Consider the following 21,574-nt stretch of genomic DNA (forward strand, 5'->3'; position numbering starts at 1 on the left):
AGGACCGGCCGGTGACCACTGTCGAGCAACCGCTGGACGTGCTGCTCAGCGACGGCACGACCGTCCAGCTGCGGCAGATCCGCCCGGACGACGCCGCCGCGATCGTGGCGATGCACGCGCGCTTCTCCGAGCGCACCCGTTACCTGCGCTACTTCTCGCCGTACCCGCGGATCCCGGAGCGGGACCTCCAGCGGTTCGTCGTGGTGGACCACCGCGACCGGGAGGCGTTCGTGGTGCTGGCCGGCGACCGGATCGTCGCCGTCGGCCGGTACGAGCGGCTCGGCCCCGGCTCGCCGGAGGCCGAGGTGGCCTTCGTGGTGGAGGACGCGTACCAGGGCCGGGGCATCGGGTCGGTGCTGCTGGAGCACCTGGCCGACGCGGCCCGGCGGTACGGCATCGTGCACTTCGTCGCCGAGGTGCTCCCGGCCAACGGTGCGATGCTGCGGGTGTTCTCCGACTTCGGCTACCAGGTCCAGCGCCAGTACGCCGACGGCGTGGTGCACCTGAACTTTCCGATCGCCCCCACCGAGGCGACCCTGGAGGTGCAGCGCGGCCGGGAGCACCGCACCGAGGCCCGCTCGATCGCCCGGCTGCTCGCCCCGCGCGGCATCGCCGTCTACGGCGCCAGCACCACCGGCCAGGGTGTCGGCGCGGCCCTGCTGGGGCACCTGCGCGACGGCGGGTTCACCGGCGCGCTCGTCCCCGTGCACCCGACCGCGGCGACCGTGGCGGGGCTGCCCGCGTACCCGTCGGCGGCCGACGCCGGCGAGGCCGTCGACCTGGCCGTGGTGGCTGTCGCCCCCGAGGCGGTGACCGAAGTGGTGGCCGACGCCGCGAAGGCCGGCGCGCACGGGCTGGTGGTGGTCTCCGCCGGGTTCGCCGAGTCCGGCCCGGCGGGGGCGGCCGCGCAGCGCGCCCTGGTCCGCGCCGCCCACCTGGCCGGCATGCGGGTGGTCGGCCCGAACTGCCTGGGTGTGGCCAACACCGACCCGGCGGTACGCCTCAACGCCACCCTCGCGCCGGTGCTGCCGGCCCCCGGGCGGGTGGGCGTCTTCAGCCAGTCCGGCGCGTTCGGGGTGGCCCTGCTCGCCGAGGCGTCCCGGCGCGGGCTCGGCCTGTCGAGCTTCGTCTCCGCCGGCAACCGCGCCGACGTGTCCGGCAACGACCTGCTCCAGTACTGGCAGGACGACCCGGGCACCGACGTCATCACGCTCTATCTGGAGACGTTCGGCAACCCGCGCAAGTTCGCCCGGCTGGCCCGGCGGATCGGCCGGAGCAAGCCGGTGGTGGCGCTCGCCTCGCTGGCCCGCCCGCCGGGGGTCGGCGACGCGCCGGCCCTGGACGCCGCGGCGGTCAGCGCGCTCTTCGCCCAGTCCGGGGTGATCCGGGTGGACACCGTCGCCGAACTGCTCGACGTCGGCGTGCTCCTGGCCCACCAGCCGTTGCCGGCGGGCCGCCGGGTGGCCGTGGTGGGCAACTCCTCGGCGCTGACCGGGCTGGCCGCCACCGCCTGCGCGGCCCAGGGCCTCACCGTGGCCGACGGGTACCCGCACGACGTCGGCCCCCGGGCCACCGCCGCCGCGTACGCCGGCGCGCTGGCCGCCTCCGCCGCCGACGAGCGGGTGGACGCCGTGGTGGCGGTCTTCGCCCCGCCGCTGCCCGGCCAGCTCACCGACCCGGAGGCGGACTTCACGGCCGCCCTGCCGGACGCGCGGACCACCGGCAAGCCCGTGGTGGCGACCTTCCTCGCCGGCCGGGTGCCCGCCGGGGTGCCCGCGTACCCGAGCGTGGAGGAGGCGGTCCGGGCCCTGGCCCGGGTCACCGCCTACGCCGACTGGCTGCGCCGCCCGCCCGGCGTGCTGCCGGAGCTGGACCGGGTGGACCGGGTGGCCGGGCAGTCCGCGCTGCGCCCCGAGGGCGCCGATCCGGCGGCGCTGCTGCGGGCGTACGGGATCGACGTGGTGGAGTCGGCCCCGGCGGGATCGGCCGACGAGGCGGTGGCGGCGGCCGAGCGGCTCGGCTGGCCCGTCGCGCTCAAGGCGGCCGCCCCGGGGCTGCGGCACCGCCTCGACCTCGGCGCGGTCCGGCTCGACCTGGCCGACGCCGCGGCGCTGCGCCGCGCGTACGCCGAGACGGCCCCGGTCTTCGGCCCGGAGGTGCTGGTGCAGCCGATGGTCCCGCCCGGGGTGGCCTGCGTGGTGGAGCTGGTGGAGGATCCGGCGTTCGGGCCGGTGGTGGGCTTCGGCCTGGGCGGTGTGGCCACCGAACTGCTGGGTGACCGGGCCTGGCGGGCGGTGCCGCTGACCGACCGGGACGCCGCCGAGCTGGTCGACGAGCCCCGGGCCGCGCCGCTGCTGCGCGGCCACCGGGGCGCCGCGCCGGTGGACCGGGACGCCCTGGTGGACCTGCTGCTGCGGGTCGGCCGGCTCGCCGACGAGCAGCCCCGGGTCCGGTCGCTCAGCCTCAACCCGGTGCTCGCCCGGCCGGACGGCATCTCGGTGCTGCACGCCACCGTGCGCACCGGCGCGGAGGCGCCCCGCCCCGACACCGGCCCGCGCCGCCTGTGAGGCCCCGGTCCCCGCTGCACGCGCGACCGGCCCCGGCGAAGCGCCGGGGCCGGTCGTGAATCGGGGATCAGCAGGCGTATGCCTCCAGCCGGTTGGCCCGCTCCGGGGCGCGCAGCTTGAGCAGCGTCACCTTCTCGATCTGCCGGATCCGCTCGCGGGACAGCCCGAACTCGCGGCCCACCTCGTCCAGGGTGCGCTGCCGGCCGTCGTCCAGGCCGAACCGGAGCCGGATCACCGCCTGCTCCCGCTGGGAGAGGGTGGCCAGCACGATGCGTACCTCGTTGCGGAGCTCGCCGTCGCCGGCCGTGTCACCGGGGTCCGCGTTGGGGTCCACGGCCGCCACGAAGTCACCCAGCGCGCTCTCGCCGTCCTCGCCGACGGTCTGGTCCAGGCTCACCGGCTCCCGGTCGTACGAGATCAGCTCGATCACCTGGAACTCGGGGATCTCCAGCGCGGTGGCCACCTCGGCGACGGTGGGCTCGCGGCCCAGCGTCACCGACAGCTCGCGGCGGACCCGGACCATCCGGTTGACCTGCTCGACCATGTGCACCGGGATGCGGATGGTGCGGGCCTGGTCGGCCATGGCGCGGGTGATGGCCTGGCGGATCCACCAGGTGGCGTAGGTGGAGAACTTGTAGCCCTTGGTGTAGTCGAACTTCTCGACGGCGCGGATCAGGCCGAGGTTGCCCTCCTGGATGAGGTCGAGGAAGGCCATGCCGCGGCCGGTGTAGCGCTTCGCGATGCTCACCACCAGCCGCAGGTTGGCCTCCAGCAGGTGGTCCTTCGCGGCGCGGCCCTCGGCCGCGACCAGCTCCAGGTCGGCGCGCAGCTCGGCGGAGACCGGGGTGCAGGTGGAGAGCTTCTCCTCGGCGAAGAGCCCGGCCTCGATCCGCTTGCTCAGCTCGACCTCCTGGGCGGCGGTGAGCAGCTTGGTGCGGCCGATGCCGTTCAGGTACGCCCGGACCAGGTCCGTGGAGACGCCGCGCTCGTCCGTGGCGTCCAGGTCGGTCAGGGTGACATCCATGTCCTGGTGCTCGATCATCTGCTGAGCCATCTCGATTTCTCCCCGTGTCCGTCGTGCCGTACCGGTTCCGTGTCGTCCGCGACGCGGAGGTGCCGGTGATGAACAGCTTGGCGGGCGGGGCGTGAAACGGGAGTGAGGCGATCGGGGACCCGACAGCAATCCGGGCGGAACGCCGGCTGTGCCTTGCCGGGCCTGGTTACCGTGCCAGCGGCCGGCCAAGCGGGGCCGGCGGCGCACAGGCGATCGGAGGACGTGGTGGTCTTCAAGCGGCTCATGCAGGCGATGGGTGTGGGCGGACCGTCGGTGGAGACGGTGCTGGCCAACCCGAACTGCCGCCCCGGCGGCCAGGTGGAGGGCCGGATCCAGGTGGTCGGCGGGGACCACCCGGTGGACGTGAGCTACGTCGCGCTCGGCCTGGTGACCCGGGTCGAGGTGGAGAGCGGCGACTCGGAGTACGACACCACGCAGGAGTTCGGCCGCGCCCAGGTGACCGGCGCGTTCCGGCTGGACCCGGGGCAGCGGTACGAGGTGCCGTTCCGCTTCCAGGTGCCCTGGGAGACCCCGCTCACCGACCTGTACGGCCAGCACCTGCACGGGATGACCATGGGGCTGCGCACCGAGCTGGAGGTGGCGCGGGCGGTCGACAAGGGCGACCTGGACGCGGTGGCCGTGCACCCGCTGCCCGCCCAGGAACGGCTGCTGGAGGCGTTGCTGCGGCTGGGTTTCCGGTTCGCCCGGGCCGACGTCGAGCGTGGCCACATCTACGGCCTGCGGCAGAGCCTGCCGTTCTACCAGGAGATCGAGTTCCACCCGGCGCCGCAGTACGCGCGCGCCATGAACCAGCTCGAACTCACCTTCGTCACCGACCCGCACCAGATGCACGTGGTGCTGGAGCTGGACAAGCGCGGCGGCCTGTTCACCGAGGGCCACGACGCCTTCGGCCGCTTCACGGTCGACCACGCCACGGCTGACCGTACCGACTGGACCGCCCAGCTCGACGGCTGGCTCCGCCAGTCCCTGTCCCGCCGCGGCCTGTTCTTCTGACCGGTCAGAGGTCCAGCAGGAGGGTTCGGGGGCCGACGTTGACGCTCTCCACGAGCATGTGGGTGCGGAAGCGGCCGGTCTCCACCTTGGCGCCCCGGGCCCGCAACGCGTCGACGACGGCGTCGACCAGCGGTTCGGCGACCTCCGCCGGGGCCGCCGCGGTCCAGCTCGGTCGCCGGCCCTTGCGGGCGTCGCCGTAGAGGGTGAACTGGCTGACCACGAGGATCGGCGCGCCGGTGTCGGCGGCGCTGCGTTCGTCGTCCAGGATGCGCAGCTCGTGGACCTTGCGGGCCATGGTGGCGGCGACCTCGGGGGTGTCGGTGTGGGTCACGCCGAGCAGCACCAGCAGGCCGTCGGCGATCGCGCCGACCACCTCGCCGTCGACCGTCACGGCCGCCCGGCCCACCGTCTGCACCACGGCCCGCATCAGTCCGCCACCGGCTCGACCAGGCCCCGCTCGACCAGGTGCGCCACGATGGGCCCGGCCGCCTCGGCCAGCTCGTCCGGCGCGACATCGTGCGCGGCGGCGAGCAGGGCGAGCTGGTCGCGCAGCGGCAGCCGGCCGTCCGCGCCGCCGACCAGGGCGAGCACCAGCGGGTCGATCTCCTCGGACCAGCGCAGCCCGTGCGGCATGGCGAGGACCTGCCGGTCCACGGCCCAGCCGTCGGCGCCCATGGTGGCCTCCTGGCGCAGCTGGAGCCCGTCGGCGGCGCGGTAGCGGGCGGCGAGCAGCCCGTCGGTGTCGCGGGCGCGCAGCCAGTCCTGCCGGTCGAACCACTCGCCGACCCGGTCGCCCAGCGGCGGCTCGACCCGCTGGCGCAGGTCCTCCACGCGGACGACCGGCTCGTCGTGGCCGGCCCGGCGCAGCGAGACGATGCCGAACCCGATGGCCTCCACCTTGTGCGCGTCGAACCAGTCCAGCCAGGCCGCCATCCGCTGCGGGTCGGCCGTCTCGCCGACGTCGGTGAGCCACAGGTTCACGTACGCCATGGGGTCGGCCACCTCGCGCTGGATGACCCAGGCGTCCAGGCCGGTGCCGGCGAACCAGCCGGTCACCCGCTCGGCCCAGTCCTCGCCGGTGACGTGCACCCAGTTGGCCAGGTACTGCATCGTCCCGCCCTCGGTGAGCAGGTGCGGGGCGGCGGCGGCCAGTTCGGCGCCGATCGCGTCGCCGACCCGGCCGGAGTCCCGGTAGACGTGGGTGGTGGTGCCGGGCCCGACCACGAACGGCGGGTTGCTGACCACCAGGTCGAACCGCCGGCCGGCCACCGGGGCGACCAGGTCGCCGCGGAGCAGTTCCCAGTCCTGCCCGTTGAGGGCGGCGGTCGTGGCGGCGAAGCGCAGGGCCCGTTCGGAGACGTCGGTGGCGGTGACCCGCCGGGCGTGGGTGGACAGGTGCAGGGCCTGGACGCCCGAGCCGGTGCCCAGGTCCAGCGCGGTCTCGACGGGCCGGCGCACGGTGGCGCCGATCAGCGTCTGGGTGGCCCCGCCGATGCCCAGCACGTGCTCGGCGTGCAGCGGGCGGCCGGGCCGGGCGCTGGCCGGCACGTCGGCGAGCACGAACCAGTCGTCCCCGTACGGCTCCAGGTCGACCCCGGCGCGCAGCCCGGCACCGTGCCGCTCGACCAGGCCCCCGGCCAGGGCCTCCTCGACGGTCAACGGGGCGAGCGCGGCGGCCACCGCCGGCTCCGGTTCGGTCTGGTCGCAGATGTAGACCCGGATCAGCGTGGCGAGCGGGTCGCGGTCCTCGGTGGCGCGCAGCGCGGCGCGGAAGTCGTTGCGGGCCACGGCCCCGGTGGCCTGCGGGCCGAGCCGGTCGGCGATGCCGTTGGCGGTGAAGCCCGCCCGGGCCAGCGCCGTGCGCAGCGCGTCGACCCCTTCGGGGGAGAGCAGCATGTCGTGACGGTCCACGTCGTCATCCTGCCTCGCCGTGCCGCGCCTCCGGCCGGCACCCGGCAGATCCATACCACCAGCTCAGGGTATCGGCCGTTATCTCTTTCATGTTCATCGATGTATGGCTACCATCTGCCCCAACATCCGCCGATGGGCGTCCCCGGTGACCGAGAGCCCGGGCGCGCCCGGTAGGGAGCCAGACGATGTCCGACGTGTCCGTTCCCCGGCGGCGCGCGCTGCGCGCGCTCGCCGTCACGGCCGCCGCCGCGGCCCTCACCGCCGCCGCCTCCACCCCCGCCCTCGCCGCACCGACCGGCGACGTCCGCTACGCCTCCGCCCCCGACGCCATCAGCGGCAGCTACCTCGTGGTGCTGAAGGGCGACGCCGTCGGCGCCGCGAACAGCCTGACCGCCCGCACCGCCGTGCCGGACCGGGCCGCCGGCCTGGCCAAGCGCTACGGCGGCAGCGTCGGCACGGTGTGGAGCGCCGCCCTCACCGGCTACAGCGCGAAGCTGAGCCCCGCCCAGGCGCGCCGGCTGGCCGCCGACCCGGCCGTCGCGTACGTCGAGCAGGACCGGGTGGTGACGACCCAGGCCACCCAGACGAACCCGCCGTCCTGGGGCCTGGACCGGATCGACCAGCGCAACCTGCCGCTGAACGCCAGCTACACCTACCCGAACACGGCCTCGAACGTCCGGGCGTACATCATCGACACCGGCATCCGCACCACGCACACCGACTTCGGTGGCCGGGCCACCTGGGGCACCAACACCGTCGACTCCAACAACACCGACTGCAACGGCCACGGCACCCACGTCGCCGGCACGGTCGGCGGCACCCGGTACGGCGTGGCCAAGGGCGTCCGCCTCATCGCCGTGAAGGTGCTCAACTGCTCCGGCAGCGGCAGCACCACCGGCGTGGTGAGCGGCATCAACTGGGTCACCTCGAACGCCGTGAAGCCGGCCGTGGCCAACATGAGCCTCGGCGGCGGCGCCAGCAGCTCGATCGACAACGCGGTGACCAACTCGGTCAACTCCGGCGTCACGTACGCGGTGGCGGCGGGCAACTCCAGCGCCAACGCGTGCAACTCGTCGCCGGCGCGGGCCGCGGCCGCGATCACCGTCGGCTCCACCACGAGCAGCGACGCGCGCTCGTCCTTCTCCAACTACGGCTCCTGCGTGGACATCTTCGCCCCCGGGTCGAGCATCGTCTCCGCGTACCGGACCAGCGACACCGCCAGCAGCACGCTGAGCGGCACCTCGATGGCCTCGCCGCACGTGGCCGGCGCGGCGGCGCTGGTGCTCGGCGCCAACCCGGGGTACAGCCCGGCGCAGGTGACCAGCTACCTGACCACCAACGCCACCACCGGCAAGGTGACCAACCCCGGCTCCGGCTCGCCGAACCGGCTGCTCTTCGTCGTGAACTGACGATCCCGCCGCCGCGCGGCCCGGTGGACCCCACCCCTGTCCACCGGGCCGTGCCGCGCACCCGGCGCGGGGAGTCGGCGTGGCGGGCGGCCGCGGAAGCGGCAGGATGGTGGGCATGACGCTCTCGCTGCCCATCGACCCGCAGGCCAACGAGCTGCTGGCGCGCAGCCCGCTGGCGCTGCTCCTCGGCATGGTGCTGGACCAGCAGGTGCCCATGGAGAAGGCGTTCTCCTCCCCGTACGTGCTGGCCCAGCGGCTCGGCCACGAGCCGGACGCCCGGGAGCTGGCCGAATACTCCCCGGAGGCCCTCGTCGAGCTGTTCGCCACGCCGCCGGCCCTGCACCGGTTCCCCAAGGCCATGGCGGCCCGGGTGCAGGAGGTCTGCCGGGCCCTGGTCGAGCGCTACGACGGCGACCCGGCCCGGCTCTGGTCCGAGGCGGCCGACGGCCCGGACCTGCTGCGCCGCGTCGGCGAGCTGCCCGGCTTCGGCCGGCAGAAGGCGCAGATCTTCGTGGCCCTGCTCGGCAAGCGGTTCGGGATCACCCCGGACGGCTGGCGCGAGGCGGCCGGCGGCTACGGCGACGCGGACGCGTACCGGTCGGTGGCCGACGTGACCGATCCCGAGTCGCTGCGCCGGGTCCGGGAGTTCAAGCAGCGGATGAAGGCGGAGGCGAAGGCCGCCAAGGGCTGACGCAACCGGGGTCCGCCCTGGCTCGTTGTCATGATCGTCAAGGCGGCGACGGCGGGCGGGTGATGACGGACGAGCGGGGGGCGGAACTCCTGCGCGGCGGCGGGGGCAGCCACCGCGCGACCTTCCTGGAGCTCTTCCTCGACGTCGTCTTCGTCTTCGCCTTCACCCGGGTCTCGCAGCGCCTGATCGACGACGTGGCGGCGGGCGGCGGACGCCTCCCGCTGGAGCTGACGCAGACCCTCGTGCTGCTGCTCGCGCTCTGGATGGTCTGGTCGCTGACCGCCTGGGCCACCAGCCACTACGACCCCGAGCAGCCGCCCATCCAGGCGGTGATGGTCGGATCCATGTTCGGCAGCCTCGTGATGGCCGTCTCGGTGCCGGCCGCGTACGGCCCGCACGGGTTGAGCTTCGCCGCCGGGTACGTCGCCATCCAGGTCGGCCGTTCGCTCTACCTGACCGTGGCGCTGCGCCGGCACTTCCAGCGGCACCTCTCCAGCCGGATCCTGATCTGGTCGGCCGTCTCGGCCGTGCTGTGGATCGGCGGTGGCCTGGTCGGGGAGGACGGCCGGCTGCTCTGCTGGGCGCTGGCCCTGCTGATCGACTACGCGGGGGTGGTCGTCGGCTGGCCGGTGCCCCGGCTGGGCCGGGCGACGGCCACGGCCTGGACGGTGACCGGCGAGCACCTGGCCGAGCGGTACCAGCAGTTCACCATCATCGCCCTCGGCGAGATGATCTTCGTGGCCGGCGTCGGGTTCAGCGGCAGCGACTTCACGCTGCTGCGCTGGATCGCCCTCCTGGACGCCTTCGCCACCACCGTGCTGCTCTGGCGGATCTACTTCCACCGGGCCGGTTCGGTGCTGGTCGAGGCGGTGGCCCAGGCCCGGCAGCCGGCCCGGCTCGGCCAGTCGGCCACCTGGACCCACCTCACGATGATCGCCGGCATCGTCACCACGGCGGTCGGCTACGAGGTGGCCATCGCCGAGCCCGGGGGCCACGCCGACGTGGTGCGGGTGGCGGCCATCGTCGGGGGCCCGGCGCTCTTCGTGGTCGGCCGGGCCCGCTTCGAGTACGAGGTGTTCGGCCGGGTCTCCTGGTCCCGCGTGATCGGCCTGCTGCTCCTGGTGCTCGGTGTGCCGCTGCTGAGCCGGCTGCCGCTGCTCGGCATCGCGGCCGGCGTCACGGCGGTGCTGACCGGGATGGCCGTCGCCGACGCGCTGCGGGCGCGGGGCCGCCCGCCGGAACACCCCGCCTCGCCCATGTGAGTTGCCGGTCGGGCGCGCAACCGGTGCGGCGCCCCGGTCGTTGGGAGCCAGGACGGCGGACGGGGGTGGCACGGTGGACGAACGCGGTGCCGCGCTGCTGCGCCCGCCGGGAAGCGCCGCGCGTGCCACCTTCCTGGAACTTTTCTTCGACCTGGTCTTCGTCTTCGCCCTGACCCGGGTCTCCCAGCGGCTGATCAACAACCTGCCCGCCACCGGGTGGACGCTGGCCGCCGCGGTCGGCCGTACCGTGCTGCTGTTCCTGGTGCTGTGGCTGGTCTGGACGATCACCGTCTGGGTGACCAGCCGCTACGAGCCGGAACAGACCGTCATCCAGGCCGTCGTGGTCGGCACCATGTTCGCGAGCCTGGTGATGGGGGTGGCGCTGCCACGGGCCCTGGAGGAGCGGGCGCTGCCGTTCGCCCTCGCGTACCTGGCGGTGATGCTCGGCCGGCCGCTGGTCGTCGCGGCCGCGCTGCGGGGCCACCCACGGCGGCTGGTCCCGCTCCGGCTGGCCGTCTGGGCGGCGGCGACCGCGCCGGTCTGGCTGGCCGGGGCGCTGGGCCCGGACGACCTGCGCCTGCCGCTCTGGGCCCTCGCCCTGACCGTCGACTACGCGGCCCTGTTCACCGGGTGGCCGCTGCCCCGGCTGGGTTCCTCGCCGATCCTCGGCTGGCGGATCGCCGGCGAGCACCTGGCCGAGCGGTACCAGCAGATCTTCCTCATCGCGCTCGGCGAGTCGATCCTGGTCATCGGCGTGACGTACAGCGGCGAGAAGTTCTCCGGCGAGGGCGCGGGCGCCTTCGTGGTCGCCTTCGTCACCACCGCGCTGCTCTGGCGGATCTACTTCCACCGGGCCGGGCACCTGCTGGGCGAGGCGCTGCGGCTGGCGCGCGTGCCGGGCCGGCTCGGCACGTCGGCCGCGGTCACCCACCTGGTCATCGTGCTCGGCGTGCTCACCGCGGCGGTCGGCTACGAGGTGGTCATCGCCGAGCCGTTCCACCGGTCCGAACCGGGCCTGCTGCTCTTCGTGGTCGGCGGGCCGCTGCTCTTCCTGGCCGGCCGGGCGCGCTTCGAGTACGAGATCTTCGGCCGGGTCTCGCTGCCGCGGATCCTCGGCGTGGCCGTGCTGCTCCTGCTCGTCCCGCTGCTGGCGCGCATCCCCGCCGTGCGGGCCCTGACCCTGGTGGCCGCCGTGCTGGCCGCCGTGGCGCTGCTGGACGCGCGGCGCAGCCGCGGCCGCCCACCGGAGATGTCGGCCTCCCCGCTCGGGCGGAAGGGGCCGGAACGCAGCGGCCCGGAGGCCTGACGCTCAGGCGGCGGTGGGGCGGGACAGCGCGGCCAGGGCACGGCGCACGTCGGCCAGGGAGACCGTGGCCGAGTCGTCGAGGTCGGCCAGGCCGGCCTCGATCCACTGGCGCATGAGCGTGGTCACCCCAATGCCGCGCGTCTCGGCGGCCGCCCGGACCCGCTCGTACGTCTCGAGCGGGAGGCGCACCGAGCGGCTGACCATCGGCACGTCGGTGTCGGGGGTGGGCAGATCCGCGGGCTGGGTCTCGTCGATCAGGTCGGCGAGCGCGTCGCCGCCGTCGTGGAACCGCTTCGTCGCCTCGTTACGGTGCATCGTGACCGCCTCCTCGTCGGCGTGACCTCCGCACCGCGTCGTCGTAGCGCTTGGCCTCGACGTCGCTCAGTTCGCGGGCGGAGAGGATGTCCCAGTCGTTGTCGGTGCCGTCGGCCTCGGCCAGCAGCACCGCGATGCGCCGCCCACGGTGGTCGGTCGCGTAGACCACCATGACGTCGTCCCCGAGGTGCCGGATGACCCGCCGTGTGCTGTGCAGGGCCTCCCAGACTTCCCCGGGCGTGACGTCGTAGACCCGCAGGTTGGCCAACGCCTCGTCGGAGAAGCTGAACCGGTTGCCCACGCGGCGAGCGTACCACGGGCGTAACACGCGACGGCCTCGTCACGATTTTCTCCGATCAGCCGTCGGGGGTGACAGGATGAGTCGTAATCCCCTCGAGGAGGTCCGTGGTGAAGCGTCAGGCGTATCAGCCGATCCTGATCACCGACGCCTCGCGCAGCCAGGACGACCAGCTCACCAGCCGGCAGAAGCGCTACGTGCTGATGATGGGAATCCGGGTCGTGTGCCTGGTGATCGGTGCGGTCCTGATGGGCGTGCATGCACCGCTGCTCTGGCTCTGGCTGCCGCTCTGCGGTCTCGGGATGGTGCTCATCCCGTGGCTGGCCGTGCTGCTGGCCAACGACCGCCCGCCCAAGGAGGAGCACCGGCTGGCCGGGAAGTTCCAGCCCCGCCACCGCGACGAGACCCCGCCCATGGCGCTGTCCGCCGAGGAGCGCCCCCACAAGGTCATCGACGCCGAACCCTGACCCGGTCCACCCTCCGCCGCGATCTTGCACGTCGCGCCCGGGTAGAACCGCCCAGATCGGACGTGCTCGGGGCCGCCAGTGCAAGATCGCCGCGGGAGGGGGTCAGGGCTGGGGGCGGGCCCCTACCGTGGTCACCGCCAGGGCGCCCAGGTCGCCGGCCCGGGCCAGGGCGGTTCGGGGGTTGCCGCCTTCCAGCCAGGCCGTGAGCAGGCCGGCGGCGAAGGCGTCGCCCGCCCCGGTCACGTCCACCACGGCCACCCCGGGCGCCGGGGCCGTCTCCACCAGCCCGGTCCGGTCCACCCAGACCGCGCCGGCCGCGCCCCGCTTCACCACCACCCGCCGGGCCACCGAGGTCAGCGCCCGCGCCTGCGCCGCCGGGTCCAGCCCGCCGGCCAGCACCGTCGCCTCGTCCGTGTTGACCAGCAGCAGGTCGACGTCGCGTACCCAGGTCAGGAACGCCGTGCCGACCCGCCGCAGCGGCGCCGCGGAGGCCGCGTCGACGCTGGTGGTGAGCCCGCGCTCGCGGGCGGCGGCCAGCGCGCGCAGGCCCGCGCCGCGCGACCCGACGTCCAGCAGGGTGTACGCGGACAGGTGCAGGTGCCCGGCGTCGGGCGCCGCCGCGACGGCCCGGTCGACGTGCGCGGTGGTCAGCCGCAGGTTCGCCCCGCGCTGGCTGACCATGGTGCGCTCCCCGTCGTGGGTGAGCACGATGACGGTGCCGGTCGGGTAGCCCTCGTGGCGCTCCACGGCACAGGTCACCCCGACCCGCTCCAGTTCGGCGACCCGCTCGCGCCCCGTCTCGTCGTCGCCGACCGCGGCGACCAGCGTGACGGCCGCCCCCTGGCCGGCGAGCCAGGCCGCGGTGTTGGCCGCCTGGCCGCCGCCGCTGAACCGGATCCCGGCCGCGGTGTCCGAGCCGGTGGCGAGGGGGCCGGAGAGCACCGCGAGCACGTCGGTGATCACGTCGCCGACGACGACGATGCGCGGCCCGGTGCTCATGCCGAGGTGGCGGTGCGGCGGGCCGCCGCGGCGACCGCGATCCGCGCCGCCAGGTCGGCGTTGCGCAGGATGATCCGCACGTTCACGGCCAGGCTCGCGCCCTCGGTGGCGGAGTGGAAGTGGGCCAGCAGGAACGGGGTCACGGCCTTGCCGGTCACCCCGTCGCTGGCCAGCATCTCCAGGCCCGCGGCCAGGGTGCGGTCGTGCAGTGCCGGGTCGAGCTGCTCGTCCACCGGCAGCGGGTTGGCCACGATGAGCCCGCCGGAGTGCACGCCCTGCTCCCGCCGGGCGGTCAGCACGTCGGCCGCCTGCTCCGGCGACTCCACCGACCAGTCCAGGTCGAAGCCGGCGTCGGTCAGGTAGAAGCCGGGGAAGCGGCGGGTGCGGTAGCCCACCACGCCGACCCCGAGGGTCTCCAGCCGTTCCAGGGTGGCGCCCACGTCGAGGATCGACTTCACGCCGGCGCAGACCACGGCGATCGGGGTCCGGGCCAGGGTGACCAGGTCGGCCGACTCGTCGAAGGTCTGTGCCGCCTCCCGGTGCACTCCGCCGAGCCCGCCGGTGGCGAAGACGCCGATCCCCGCCGCCGCGGCCACCGCGCTGGTCGCCGCGACGGTGGTGGCGCCGTCGGCGCCGGTCGCCGCCGCCACGGCGAGATCGCGGACGGAGAGCTTGCTCACCCCGTCGACGGTGGCGAGGCGGGTGAGCTGGGCGTCGTCCAGCCCCACGATCAGCTCACCGGCGACCATGCCGATGGTGGCCGGGACGGCCCCCGCGTCCCGGACCGCCTGCTCGATCTGCCGCGCGACGCGAAGATTGTCCGGCCGGGGCAGGCCGTGCGAGACGATGGTGCTCTCCAGGGCGACGACCGGACGCCCGTCGCGCAGGGCGTCGGCCACCTCGGTGCCGAGACTGATGTGAAAGTTGGTCACTTCGGCTACGGTACGGGCCGCCTCCGGCGCGGGCCCAGGTGGACCGGGCCGGATCGACCTGCAAAACTGGACCGTTGGAGGTGTAGTCGTGAGTACAGAGGTTCTCGAGCGTCCCGAGCTGAAGGACGCCGACACCGGCCCGGAGATGTTCCACTACGTCCGCAAGGAGAAGATCGCGGAGAGCGCCGTCATGGGCACCTTCGTGGTGGCCCTGTGCGGCGAGACGTTCCCGGTCACCAAGGCGGCCAAGCCGGGTTCCCCGGTCTGCCCCAAGTGCAAGGAGATCTACGACTCGTACGCCGAGTGATCCCGGGCGGCCGCTCCGGCCGCCCGCGTAACCTGCGGCGGTGACCACCTCCACCGCCCTGCTCCTCGCCGACCTCACCGGCGTGGCCGTCTTCGCGGCCTCCGGCGCCTCCGCGGCGGTGGCCAAACGGCTCGATCTCTTCGGGGTGGTCTTCGTCGGCGTCGTCGCCGCCCTCGGCGGCGGGATCTTCCGCGACCTGGTCATCGACGAGGTGCCCCCGCTGGCCTTCGGCGACTGGCGGTACGCGGTCACCGCGGCGGTCACCGCCGCCGCCATCTTCTGGCTGCATCCCCAGTTCGCGCGGCTGCGCACCACCGTGCTGGTGCTCGACGCGGCCGGCCTCGCCCTCTTCACCGTCACCGGCACGCTCAAGGCGCTCGACGCCCACGTGCCGGCCGTCGGCGCCTGCATGATCGGCATGCTCACGGCGATCGGCGGCGGGCTGGGGCGCGATCTGCTCACCGGCGAGATCCCGGTGGTGCTGCGCCGGGAGATCTACGCCGTGGCCGCGCTCGCCGGCTCGATCGCCGTGGCGCTGCTGTCGGCGTACGGTGCGGCGACCGCGGCGCCGCTGACCGCCGCGGCCGTCTTCGTCTTCGCGCTGCGCCTCGTGTCCCTGCGGCGGCGCTGGTCCGCCCCGGTGCCGGCGCTGCGGCCGCCCCGCACCGGCGCCCGGGGACCGCAGCTCTGAGCCGCCGCACGGCGGGGTGGGCGGATGTGACCAGCGTGGCGTCGAGTGGGGCGGAACGCCCCCGCTGGTTATGCTGAGTCGGCCTTCGCGGCACCGGATGCGCGAGGGCGTTTTCATGGGCGGCGGCACCCGTGGCCCTCGGCCGGGGTCCGCCGTCGTGCGGTCGGAGAGGAGCTACGCGTGGCACCGCGGTTGCCGGCGCTCGACACGTTCCCACCCCTGCGTGCCTGGCAACGCAAGGCGATGGTGGAGTACCTGCGCCGCCGCACCGAGGACTTCACGGCGGTCGCCACGCCCGGCGCCGGCAAGACCACCTTCGCCCTCCGGATCGCCGCCGAGCTGCTGAACGACGGCACCGTCGAGGCGGTAACCGTGGTCGCCCCGACCGAGCACCTGAAGACCCAGTGGGCCGAATCCGCGGCCCGGGTCGGCATCCAGCTCGACGCCGCCTTCCGCAACGCCGACCTGCACTCGGCGGCCGACTTCCACGGCGCCGTCGTCACCTACGCCCAGGTCGGCATGGCGCCCCAGGTGCACCGGCGGCGCACCATGACCCGGCGCACCCTGGTCATCCTCGACGAGATCCACCACGCCGGCGACTCCCGCACCTGGGGCGACGGCGTCAAGGCGGCCTTCGAACCCGCGGTACGCCGGCTGATGCTCACCGGCACGCCGTTCCGCTCCGACGACAACCCGATCCCGTTCGTCAGCTACGAGCGGGGCGGGGACGGACTGCTCCGCTCCCGCGCCGACTCGGTCTACGGCTACTCCGACGCCCTGCGCGAGGGCGTGGTCCGGCCGGTCCTCTTCCTGGCGTACTCGGGGGAGACCCGGTGGCGCACCAACGCGGGGGAGGAGCTGGCCGCCCGGCTGGGCGAGCCGATGACGCAGGACCTCATCGCGCAGGCCTGGCGTACCGCGCTGGACCCGGCCGGCGACTGGATGCCGCAGGTGCTGCGCGCGGCCGACGCCCGGCTGACCGTGCTGCGCGACAACGGCATGCCCGACGCCGGCGGCCTGGTGATCGCCAGCGACCAGCAGGTGGCCCGCTCGTACGCCAAGCTGCTGGAGCAGGTGACCGGTGAGAAGGCCGCCGTGGTGCTCTCCGACGACCAGGGCGCCTCCGCGCGGATCGCGACGTTCGCGGCCTCCGAGCAGCGCTGGCTGGTCGCGGTGCGGATGGTGTCCGAGGGCGTCGACATCCCCCGGCTGGCCGTCGGCGTCTACGCGACCAGCGCCAGCACCCCGCTCTACTTCGCGCAGGCGATCGGCCGGTTCGTCCGGGCCCGCCGGCCCGGCGAGACGGCCTCGGTCTTCCTGCCCAGCGTGCCGCACCTGCTCGGCCTGGCCAGCGAGATGGAGGCCGAGCGGGACCACGTGCTCGGCAAGCCGAAGGACTCCGACGGCTTCGACGACGACCTGCTGGAGCGTGCCCAGCGGGACGACCAGGCCAGCGGCGAGCTGGAGAAGCGCTTCGCCGCACTCTCCGCGACCGCCGAGCTGGACCAGGTGATCTTCGACGGCGCCTCGTTCGGCACCGCCGCCCAGGCGGGCACCCCGGAGGAGGAGGAATACCTCGGCCTGCCCGGGCTGCTCACCGCCGACCAGGTCTCGATGCTGCTCACCAAGCGGCAGGCCGAGCAGCTCGCCGCGCAGCGGCGCAGGGCGGCCCAGCGGACCGCTGAGCCGGCCGCTGCGGCCCCGTCGGCGGCCCCGCCGCCAATGAGTGCGGCCCAGCGCCGGGTGGCCCTCCGGCGGCAGCTGAACGCCCTGGTGGCCGCCCGCCACCACCGCACCGGCCAGCCCCACGGCAAGATCCACGCCGAGCTGCGCCGCCTCTGCGGAGGCCCGCCGAGCGCCCAGGCAACCATCGAACAACTGGAAGAACGCATAGCGACGGTCCAGACCCTCTGAACCACCCCACCGTCCCCCCGCCGGGCCCCCGGCCCCCTCACCCGATCCGGGTGATCATGGGGTTGGCGGCGAAGTGGATCTCTGAAACTGCCGCTAACCTCATGATCACCGGGCGGGGGGCGGCGCGGGGCGGGGGAGCGTTCAGGTGGGTGGGTGCGCAAAAGCCGGCCGGAGGTCCCAGGGACCTCCGGCCGGCTTTATGTCGGGTTGCGGATTCTTACTCAGTTCGCCATCAGATCGGCGCCACGCCAGCTGAACTCCGGGTCCGACGCGTAGCGCACGGTGATCTTCACGAGATCCTCCGCGTACTTGTTCGCGTGGTGCCCACAGAACACCAGCTCGCTCCCACCCGCCAGAGTGATCCGGAGCTTGCCGGCAGCATTGCAGCGGTCGCACCGTTCATCGGCGGCCGGGGGGCTCACCGTCTCGGGCGGCGGCGTGAGGGTCGGGGTCATCGCCTTCCTCCTCTGGTCGTCACCGATGAACACTCTCTTCGGTTGCTCACCTATCGTGCAACACCCTTCTCGGGCCCTGCCTTCCCTGTGTGCCCGTCGGGGACGGAGGTCACACCTGGCGTGGAAGACAGTGTGCCGTGCACCAAGGGTGCCACGTCAACGATCACAAACGGGCAACCGTCAGGTCACCGGTGAGTGTTCTACGGCTGGTGATCAAACCGACACGTCTGGTTGACGCGTGCCGGTCAGTCCAGGTAGTCGCGGAGCACCTGGGAACGCGAGGGGTGCCGCAACTTGGACATGGTCTTGGATTCGATCTGCCGGATGCGCTCCCGGGTCACGCCGTACACCTGGCCGATCTCGTCCAGGGTGCGCGGCTGGCCGTCGGTGAGGCCGAAGCGCAGGCGTACCACGCCCGCCTCGCGCTCGGACAGCGTCTGGAGGACCTGCTGGAGCTGGTCCTGCAGCAGCGAGAACGACACCGCGTCGACCGCGACGACAGCCTCGGAGTCCTCGATGAAGTCGCCGAGCTGGCTGTCACCCTCGTCGCCGATGGTCTGGTCGAGCGAGATGGGCTCCCGGGCGTACTGCTGGATCTCCAGCACCTTCTCCGGTGTGATGTCCATCTCCTTCGCCAGCTCCTCCGGGGTGGGCTCGCGGCCCAGGTCCTGGAGCAGCTCGCGCTGGATCCGGCCGAGCTTGTTGATCACTTCGACCATGTGCACCGGGATGCGGATGGTGCGGGCCTGGTCGGCCATGGCGCGGGTGATGGCCTGGCGGATCCACCAGGTGGCGTAGGTGGAGAACTTGTAGCCCTTGGTGTAGTCGAACTTCTCGACGGCGCGGATCAGGCCGAGGTTGCCCTCCTGGATGAGGTCCAGGAAGGCCATGCCGCGACCGGTGTAGCGCTTGGCCAGCGAGACGACGAGCCGGAGGTTGGCCTCCAGCAGGTGGTTCTTGGCCCGCTCGCCGTCCCGGGAGATCCACAGCAGGTCGCGCTGCATGTCGCGGGTGAGCTTCTCCTCGCCCTCGTCGGCGGCGCGCAGCCGCTCGGCGGCGTAGAGGCCGGCCTCGATCCGCTTGGCGAGCTCGACCTCCTGCTCGGCGTTGAGCAGCGGCACCTTGCCGATCTGCTTCAGGTACGCCCGGACGGAGTCGGCGGAGGCGGTCAGCTCGGCGTCCCGGCGCGCCTGCTTGAGCGCCTCGGACTCCTCGTCGTCCCACTCGAAGTCGTTGTCGGTGGCGGAGCTGGCCGCGTCGGCCTCGGCGGCCTGGGTCAGCTCGGCCGGCTCCTCGACCACCACGTCCTCGATCTCGGCGGCGAGTTCCTCGGGGTCGATCTCGCCCTCGGCGCCCTCGCCCTTCGGGGCGTCCTTGGCCGGCTTCGCGGCCGCCGTCTTGGCGGCCACGGTGGCCTTGGTGGCCCGGGTGGTCTTGGTGGCCTTCGCCGGGGCGGCGGCCTTGGCGGCCACCTCGGCGGTGGTGCCGGCGGTGGCGCCGGCGGCCTTGCGGGCCGTCGCCTTCCGCGGGGCGGGGGCCGGGGCCTCCTCGACGGCCGGCGCCTGCTTCGGGGCGGGCGCGGCGGCCTTCTTGGTGGTCTTGGCCGTGGTGGCCCGGGAGGCCGGGGTGGCGGACCGGGCGGCGGCGACCCGGCGGCGGGTGCTCGCGGAGCCGTCGACGACCACCGTCACGCCCGCCTCGGAGAGCGCGCGGAGGATCTTCTTGGCCTGGGCCGGGGTCACCTCGGCGGACTCGACGGTGCGCGCGAGCTGGGCCGACGTGAGCTGACCACCGGCGCTCTGCGCGTGGGCGATCAGCGTGTCGGTGAGCGAGCGAACGTCGGCGCCGGTCTGGCGTGGTTCTGTCACGAATGACCTTCCGGAGGCGAAGAGCGAGCACGGCCGGGTCGTCCGGCGCAGCACGGAACGCCGTGCCGGGCGATGTCGTTGAGGGACCCCCGTGTCCCGGGCCGACCGGTCGCTGGCGGTCCGTGGCGCGTGGGGCAGGGTGAATTGTAACGCCGTCTGCGGCGATCATCCTGCGCCGCACGGCGGACGGGCCGTACGGACCACTGAATAGGCACAGTTGTGGACTTTGTAAGGATGATACCCGCGCACGAACCGGCCGGTCCGGATCGTGCCGGAAGGGGACGAACATGATCGCCTCGGCGCCCACGCCGCAGGAACTGCTCACGATCGCCGTCGAGGTGGCGCGGGACGCCGCGGCGACCGCGCACCGGATGCGGGCGGAGGGAGTCTCGGTCGCCGCGACCAAGAGCACCGTCACCGACGTGGTCACCGCGGCCGACCGGGCGGTCGAGCGGCAGGTGCTGGAGGCGCTGCGGGCGCGGCGCCCGGGCGACGCCGTGCTGGGCGAGGAGTACGGCGCGGGGGAGACGGGCCCGGCCGCCGAGGACGGGGTGCGCTGGATCGTCGACCCGATCGACGGCACCGTCAACTACCTCTACGGGCTGCCGTACTGCGCGGTCTCGCTGGCCGCGGAGGTGGGCGGCGAGGTCGTCGCCGGGGTGGTGCGCAACGTGGTCACCGGCGACGAGTGGACCGCCACGGCGGGCGGCGGCGCCTGGCGGGACGGGCAGCGGCTGCGCTGCTCCGCCGAGACGGATCTCGGGCAGGCGCTGGTGGCCACCGGGTTCGGCTACGACGCCGGGCGCCGGGCGCACCAGGCCCGGGTGGTTGCCGAGTTGATCCCGGAGGTGCGCGACATCCGCCGGATGGGCGCGGCCGCGCTCGACCTCTGCCTGGCCGCCGAGGGCCGGGTCGACGCCTACTACGAGAAGGGGCTGGCGGCCTGGGACCTCGCCGCGGGCGGGCTGGTCGCGCGGGAGGCCGGGCTGCTGGTGACCGGGCTGTCGGGCCGGCCGGCCGGCCCGGACCTGGTGCTCGCCGCCCCGCCCGCGCTGTACGAGCCGCTGCACACCCGCCTCGCCGCCCTGGACGCCTCCGGCGGCCCGTGACCGGTCCTGCGGATACGGAAAAGGTGGCCGCCGGAGCGACCACCTTTCGCGAGGACGGTTACTTGACCGGGCCCGGGCAGGTGCCGGCCGGCGCCTGCGGCGAGCCGAGGTCACCCAGGGACTGGTTGACCTCGGTGGTGGTGGCCAACTGCTGGAAACCGTTGCCGAGGATCACGTCGACCGTGTCGTCCTTGCGCTTCAGGTCCGGTTCCAGCTTCGCGTTGTTCAGGAAGTAGGCCCGCAGGAGGTGGGCGGAGCCGACGCCCTTGGGGCCGAAGCGCAGCACCGCCACGTCGTCCACGGCCTTGGGGGCGTTGCCCTCCTTCTTGACCTGGAACTTGCGGTTGCGGAAGTCGTCCGCGACGCTGCCGGCCAGCCCGACCTCGTCGGTGCCGTTGTAGACATTGATCTTGACGTCCTTCTGCTCGCGCAGCCGCACGTCGGCGATGGGCCAGCCCTCGGGGCAGTTCTCGGCGGTGCCCGCCTTGCTCTGGGTGTCGCGAACCACCGCGACCACGACGAAGACCAGGGCGATGACCGCCAGCAGTCCGACGACAACGAGTGCCCGCACTCGCGCAAAACTCATTCTGGGCGCTCCCCGGACGGTGATGGGTGGCGGCGACCGCCGGCGTCGGTCCGCCCCGCCGGCCGCCGAGTACGCCGCTGAGGTTAACGCTTGTCCGGCTGTCGCGTGGAAACAGTCCGACATACCGGCGCGCCACCGAGGGAACGGGTACTACTACCCCTATCTTCGTGTCGCCTGAGTCACATTGGGAACAACTTCGGGCGCAGGGGCGTACATCTCTGCCGCGAGGGCGGTATACATGCCTCGCCCAAAGGGGGGGTAAGGTTCCGCGCTCGCTGGGGGAGTTCCTTCCTGGCGGTCCCGGCCCATGATGGTCGGGTCGGGTGACTGACACATTTGGTGGCCGGCCAGCGGAACCGAAACAGCGTCGTCCGGCGTTACAACCGGAAGCGACCATATCGATATGGGAGAGTGAAACC

The 21,574-nt window shown here is 73.7% G+C and carries 20 protein-coding genes and 1 pseudogene; 11 read left to right on the forward strand and 10 right to left on the reverse strand.

Translation table 11 applies throughout. The features are described 5' to 3' along the window. The first annotated feature begins 11 nt into the window (after nt 1-11). Entirely contained in the window at nt 12-2,567 is a 2,556-nt protein-coding gene (locus tag GCE86_RS02030) for a bifunctional acetate--CoA ligase family protein/GNAT family N-acetyltransferase (RefSeq protein ID WP_154225322.1), read from the forward strand. Nucleotides 2,568-2,634: 67 nt separating this feature from the next. Here the strand turns inward: GCE86_RS02030 and sigB are convergent, their stop codons facing one another. Beyond that, complete coding sequence (gene sigB, locus GCE86_RS02035; RefSeq protein ID WP_154225323.1) at nt 2,635-3,621, reverse strand: RNA polymerase sigma factor SigB; 987 nt, start codon at nt 3,619-3,621, stop codon at nt 2,635-2,637. Nucleotides 3,622-3,846: 225 nt separating this feature from the next. Between sigB and GCE86_RS02040 the strand changes: the two genes are divergently transcribed. Then, the gene (locus GCE86_RS02040) at nt 3,847-4,635 is read left to right on the forward strand and encodes a sporulation protein (protein WP_091269450.1); all 789 of its coding nucleotides are present in this window, start codon (nt 3,847-3,849) and stop codon (nt 4,633-4,635) included. Nucleotides 4,636-4,639: 4 nt separating this feature from the next. On the opposite strand, the gene dtd is transcribed toward GCE86_RS02040, so the two are convergent. Next, nucleotides 4,640-5,062 (reverse strand): D-aminoacyl-tRNA deacylase, encoded by a 423-nt coding sequence (gene dtd, locus GCE86_RS02045; RefSeq protein ID WP_154225324.1) that lies wholly within the window; start codon nt 5,060-5,062, stop codon nt 4,640-4,642. Next, nucleotides 5,062-6,546, reverse strand: coding sequence for a DUF7782 domain-containing protein (locus tag GCE86_RS02050; RefSeq protein WP_208818062.1), 1,485 nt, complete (start codon nt 6,544-6,546; stop codon nt 5,062-5,064). The genes dtd and GCE86_RS02050 overlap by 1 nt, the downstream gene beginning before the upstream one ends. A 185-nt stretch (nt 6,547-6,731) precedes the next feature. Between GCE86_RS02050 and GCE86_RS02055 the strand changes: the two are divergent. The 4 genes and pseudogenes from GCE86_RS02055 to GCE86_RS02070 form a co-directional block, all read left to right on the forward strand. Further along, nucleotides 6,732-7,946 (forward strand): annotated as a pseudogene (locus tag GCE86_RS02055) (S8 family peptidase); the annotation flags it as partial. A 115-nt stretch (nt 7,947-8,061) separates the two neighbouring features. Then, nucleotides 8,062-8,646, forward strand: coding sequence for an HhH-GPD-type base excision DNA repair protein (locus GCE86_RS02060; RefSeq protein ID WP_154225326.1), 585 nt, complete (start codon nt 8,062-8,064; stop codon nt 8,644-8,646). Between the two features lie 62 nt (nt 8,647-8,708). Then, nucleotides 8,709-9,908, forward strand: a complete 1,200-nt coding sequence (locus GCE86_RS02065; RefSeq protein ID WP_154225327.1) for a low temperature requirement protein A — start codon at nt 8,709-8,711, stop codon at nt 9,906-9,908. A 73-nt stretch (nt 9,909-9,981) separates the two neighbouring features. After that, nucleotides 9,982-11,214, forward strand: a complete 1,233-nt coding sequence (locus GCE86_RS02070; RefSeq protein WP_154225328.1) for a low temperature requirement protein A — start codon at nt 9,982-9,984, stop codon at nt 11,212-11,214. A gap of 3 nt (nt 11,215-11,217) precedes the next feature. On the opposite strand, the gene GCE86_RS02075 is transcribed toward GCE86_RS02070, so the two are convergent. Both GCE86_RS02075 and GCE86_RS02080 read right to left on the reverse strand, forming a co-directional pair. Continuing rightward, a complete protein-coding gene (locus tag GCE86_RS02075; protein ID WP_154225329.1) occupies nt 11,218-11,529 on the reverse strand; it encodes a hypothetical protein in 312 nt (103 codons plus the stop codon). After that, nucleotides 11,519-11,830: a hypothetical protein gene (locus GCE86_RS02080; RefSeq protein ID WP_244317147.1), complete on the reverse strand. Its 312-nt coding sequence runs from the start codon at nt 11,828-11,830 to the stop codon at nt 11,519-11,521. Before GCE86_RS02080 ends, GCE86_RS02075 begins: the two co-directional genes overlap by 11 nt. Nucleotides 11,831-11,937: 107 nt before the next feature. Between GCE86_RS02080 and GCE86_RS02085 the strand changes: the two genes are divergently transcribed. After that, nucleotides 11,938-12,294, forward strand: a complete 357-nt coding sequence (locus GCE86_RS02085; protein WP_154225331.1) for a DUF3099 domain-containing protein — start codon at nt 11,938-11,940, stop codon at nt 12,292-12,294. A gap of 102 nt (nt 12,295-12,396) precedes the next feature. On the opposite strand, the gene GCE86_RS02090 is transcribed toward GCE86_RS02085, so the two are convergent. Both GCE86_RS02090 and GCE86_RS02095 read right to left on the reverse strand, forming a co-directional pair. Next, a complete protein-coding gene (locus GCE86_RS02090) occupies nt 12,397-13,293 on the reverse strand; it encodes a carbohydrate kinase family protein (RefSeq protein ID WP_154225332.1) in 897 nt (298 codons plus the stop codon). Further along, nucleotides 13,290-14,225, reverse strand: coding sequence for a pseudouridine-5'-phosphate glycosidase (locus tag GCE86_RS02095; RefSeq protein WP_154225333.1), 936 nt, complete (start codon nt 14,223-14,225; stop codon nt 13,290-13,292). The genes GCE86_RS02090 and GCE86_RS02095 overlap by 4 nt, the downstream gene beginning before the upstream one ends. Before the next feature lie 88 nt (nt 14,226-14,313). Between GCE86_RS02095 and GCE86_RS02100 the strand changes: the two genes are divergently transcribed. The 3 genes from GCE86_RS02100 (at nt 14,314) to GCE86_RS02110 (ending at nt 17,137) form a co-directional block, all read left to right on the forward strand. Then, nucleotides 14,314-14,532 (forward strand): DUF3039 domain-containing protein, encoded by a 219-nt coding sequence (locus GCE86_RS02100; RefSeq protein ID WP_030502976.1) that lies wholly within the window; start codon nt 14,314-14,316, stop codon nt 14,530-14,532. 40 nt (nt 14,533-14,572) lie between these two features. Then, nucleotides 14,573-15,223, forward strand: a complete 651-nt coding sequence (locus GCE86_RS02105; RefSeq protein WP_154225334.1) for a trimeric intracellular cation channel family protein — start codon at nt 14,573-14,575, stop codon at nt 15,221-15,223. Nucleotides 15,224-15,403: 180 nt separating this feature from the next. Further along, nucleotides 15,404-17,137, forward strand: coding sequence for a DEAD/DEAH box helicase (locus GCE86_RS02110; RefSeq protein ID WP_154225335.1), 1,734 nt, complete (start codon nt 15,404-15,406; stop codon nt 17,135-17,137). A gap of 221 nt (nt 17,138-17,358) precedes the next feature. On the opposite strand, the gene GCE86_RS02115 is transcribed toward GCE86_RS02110, so the two are convergent. Both GCE86_RS02115 and GCE86_RS02120 read right to left on the reverse strand, forming a co-directional pair. Beyond that, complete coding sequence (locus GCE86_RS02115; RefSeq protein ID WP_013284786.1) at nt 17,359-17,592, reverse strand: DUF7455 domain-containing protein; 234 nt, start codon at nt 17,590-17,592, stop codon at nt 17,359-17,361. 245 nt (nt 17,593-17,837) lie between these two features. Continuing rightward, the gene (locus GCE86_RS02120; protein ID WP_154225336.1) at nt 17,838-19,460 is read right to left on the reverse strand and encodes an RNA polymerase sigma factor; all 1,623 of its coding nucleotides are present in this window, start codon (nt 19,458-19,460) and stop codon (nt 17,838-17,840) included. Between the two features lie 287 nt (nt 19,461-19,747). Between GCE86_RS02120 and GCE86_RS02125 the strand changes: the two genes are divergently transcribed. Beyond that, nucleotides 19,748-20,569 carry an inositol monophosphatase family protein gene (locus tag GCE86_RS02125; RefSeq protein ID WP_154225337.1) on the forward strand — a complete coding sequence of 274 codons (822 nt, stop codon included), beginning with the start codon at nt 19,748-19,750 and terminating at the stop codon, nt 20,567-20,569. A gap of 58 nt (nt 20,570-20,627) precedes the next feature. On the opposite strand, the gene GCE86_RS02130 is transcribed toward GCE86_RS02125, so the two are convergent. Next, entirely contained in the window at nt 20,628-21,140 is a 513-nt protein-coding gene (locus tag GCE86_RS02130; protein WP_208818104.1) for a LytR C-terminal domain-containing protein, read from the reverse strand. Nucleotides 21,141-21,574 lie beyond the last annotated feature (434 nt).

Source organism: Micromonospora terminaliae, assembly GCF_009671205.1.
In the GTDB taxonomy this organism is placed as follows: domain Bacteria; phylum Actinomycetota; class Actinomycetes; order Mycobacteriales; family Micromonosporaceae; genus Micromonospora; species Micromonospora terminaliae.